Annotated in this window: 4 protein-coding genes; 2 read left to right on the top strand and 2 right to left on the bottom strand. The window is 70.8% G+C overall.

Annotated features, from left to right (window positions below; translation table 11 throughout):
* Positions 1-366, top strand: a 366-nt coding sequence (locus tag ABT114_RS50170) for a polysaccharide deacetylase family protein (RefSeq protein ID WP_351154014.1), incomplete at its 5' end; no start/stop codon positions are given.
* Positions 367-429: 63 nt separating this feature from the next.
* Complete coding sequence (locus tag ABT114_RS50165; RefSeq protein ID WP_351154011.1) at positions 430-1,215, top strand: DciA family protein; 786 nt, start codon at positions 430-432, stop codon at positions 1,213-1,215.
* 387 nt (positions 1,216-1,602) lie between these two features.
* Here the strand turns inward: ABT114_RS50165 and ABT114_RS50160 are convergent, their stop codons facing one another.
* Both ABT114_RS50160 and ABT114_RS50155 read right to left on the bottom strand, forming a co-directional pair.
* Positions 1,603-1,812, bottom strand: coding sequence for a hypothetical protein (locus ABT114_RS50160; RefSeq protein ID WP_351154008.1), 210 nt, complete (start codon positions 1,810-1,812; stop codon positions 1,603-1,605).
* A gap of 583 nt (positions 1,813-2,395) precedes the next feature.
* Positions 2,396-2,638 (bottom strand): aldo/keto reductase (locus ABT114_RS50155; protein ID WP_351154005.1); only part of this gene is annotated, 243 nt, incomplete at its 5' end.

The following is a 2,638-nucleotide window of genomic DNA, read 5'->3' as shown; positions in this document are numbered from 1 at the left end:
ATGGACACCAAGTCCCAGGCCTACCAGTCACAGCAGCTACTCGACGCCGAACGCATGATCACCGAGGCGTCCGGGGGCGTACGGCCGATGTACTATCGGGCGCCCGGCGGGGCTTTCACCCCCTACAGCCGCAAGCTGGCCGCCTCCCGGGGCATGCGCCCGCTGGGCTGGAACGTGGACTCCAAGGACTTCGAGCGGCCGGGCACGGACGCCATCGTCGCCACCGTCGAGCGGGAGCTGCCAGGCGGGCCGACGCTCCTCTTCCACGACGCGGGCGGCGACCGCTCCCAGACCGTCGAGGCGCTGCGCCAAATCCTCCCCTGGCTCAAGGAGCAGGGCTACTCCTTCGGCTTCCCGGTGCGCTGAGCCCCGGCCCTGGTCGGTCACGGCGTTCGCGGTCCCGGCCCCGGCGCCAGGTACACCAGCAGCTTGCCGGTCGCGATCGGCACCGACGCTATCGTCTCCCCCTCCACCGGCCCCAGCCGCCCTGCCGCCGCGCTGGGCGGGACGGGTTGCGGGAGGTGGCTCGCGTTGTCATGGCGGTTACTGAGGGTCGCTGTTGAACTTCGAGGTCGACCAGAAGTAGCCGAGCACCGCGAGGCCCAGGCTCCAGGCGATGGCGAGCAGGCGATCGCCCCGGGGTTCGCCGGGCATGTCGCGGCGGTCGGCTACGACGCCGACTCCGGCCGGCTCACCCTGTGCCCGGAATCGGCGGCCTGGGCGACGAGGCTACGCCTGGAGCAGGCCGGCGTCGTCGAGGCGGCGAACCAGTCGGCGGGACGTACGGTCGTGCGCGGCCTGCGGACCCTCGCGCCCAGGTCAGTGCCCGTGCCCGGGCCGGACGACGTCGCCGCCCCGGCGTCCGCACCCAAGGGGCCGGCGAAGACACGGGAGAACGCATGCGACGGCTACCGCCGCGCGCTCGCGGCGCACCAGGAGGTCCGCCCGGTCAGCCGTGTCGACACGGCGATCGCTGAGGCAGCCGAGCGGCAGAGCCGGGCGATGCGCGAGCTCAGCGCGCGGGCGTTCCCCGAGCCAGAGGCCGGCCTCGATGATGCGCCGGCCCCGATCGAGACGACCCGCGCACAGCGCCGTCGCCAGGCAGCGGCCGCCGAGGCCGCTGCCCTGCGCCGGGCGCGGGCGGAACGAGCAGCACGGGAGGGCGGGACGGCGGCCGTTGTCGCGCATCCTGCGTCACTGCGCACGACGGCTTGATCACGGTGATGGTCTGTGAGGCCAACGCCATGAGTGGCACGATGAGTTGGGACGAAAGGTGGGGGTTCGTGCGCGGTGACAGGCGGCAGATTCAGACGGCGGTCCTGGGCAGCGCGGACTCGGAGGAGCCGCTGATGCTGCCGCTGGAGGCGATCGAGCTGGACGCCTTCCGACGTCGGCACGAGTACGACACGTTCTGGTGCGGGCTGCTGCTCGGAGGCTGCGGCGTCCAGCTGACGACGAAGCTCTACACCGACCGGGTCTGTTCCCTGTCAAGTTCAGCGTGTTGCCGGCTTCGGGCTCCTATCTCAGCCCCGCTCTGCCGGTCTCATCCGGCCGTCGGCGGAGGAGATGAGCTCTGCCTGGGAGGAACTTGGTACGGCGCGTTCAGGAGGCGGCGAGGTCGATGTGTTGCAGCCAGGCATTGATGGCGCTGTTGGCCTGGTCGACCCTTTCGCCTTGGACTGCCAGCCCTCCTACGAAGGTGGCGCCGGGGCAGGAGGCCGCGTAGTCGCGTGCGGTGGCGCCCAGGTCGCTCATGGCGTGTGTCGTGAAGGGTGCGCCGGCCTTGCTGGAGAAGCTGAGTTTCTCGGCCATCGTTGTCATGACCATGCAGACGTAGGCGTTCCGGATGGGGCTGCCCAGCAAACACTGGTGCCGTGGCTGGCCAGGCTGGGAAGCGGGCCCCTGATGATGGGGCGAGTGTCGGCGTCTTGCTCGCGGACGTTGCGCCTGACGGTCGCGTCGCAGTCCGCCGGGTGGGGATCGGCGGCCTCGATCCGGTGCACGCCGCAGTCGATGATGCTGCGAATCTTGCGGGCCATGACATCGGTATTGCCGACCTTCAGCGTGGTACGGCTTCCGTAGTAGTGGGGTTGTCGCATGCTCGGTCACAGATGGGCCCTTCGCGGAGGGATCCGGCAGCGGGAACGAGTGGGGCGAGCGGCACCACACGTGCGGCTGCCGTTCGCCCTGTACCTCGGACGGTGGTTCAGGCGTCGAGGCAGTGATCGTCCGTAGGCGGTGCCGGGACACGCTCCCGGCCGGGCCGGATGACGCCGGATGGGCCCAGACGTGTCAACGGGTTACCGGAGGCGACCGGCGGCCGCCCCAGGGCTGGCGACGCCGGGACCTCGACGGCGTTCGGCCCCGCGCTGCGGGGCCGGCCGTGGTTGGCCGATCAGAAGTAGGTGGGCAGGCGCGGGGTGTAGGGGTCTTCCAGTGCGGCGATCTCGTCCTCGGTGAGCGTGAGGTCGAGCGCGGCGACGGCGTCGGTGAGGTGGTGGGTCTTGGTGGCGCCGACGATGGGCGCGGACACGACAGGGTTTTTCAGTACCCACGCCAGTGCGACCTGGGCCATCGGGACACCGTGCGCGTCGGCGATCTTCTGGACGGCGTCGACGATGGCTTCGTCGGTGTCGAC

The sequence above is a fragment of the Streptomyces sp. NPDC002088 genome, from assembly GCF_040296605.1.
Taxonomy (GTDB): domain Bacteria; phylum Actinomycetota; class Actinomycetes; order Streptomycetales; family Streptomycetaceae; genus Streptomyces.
This window is presented reverse-complemented; position numbering and strand designations above follow the sequence as displayed.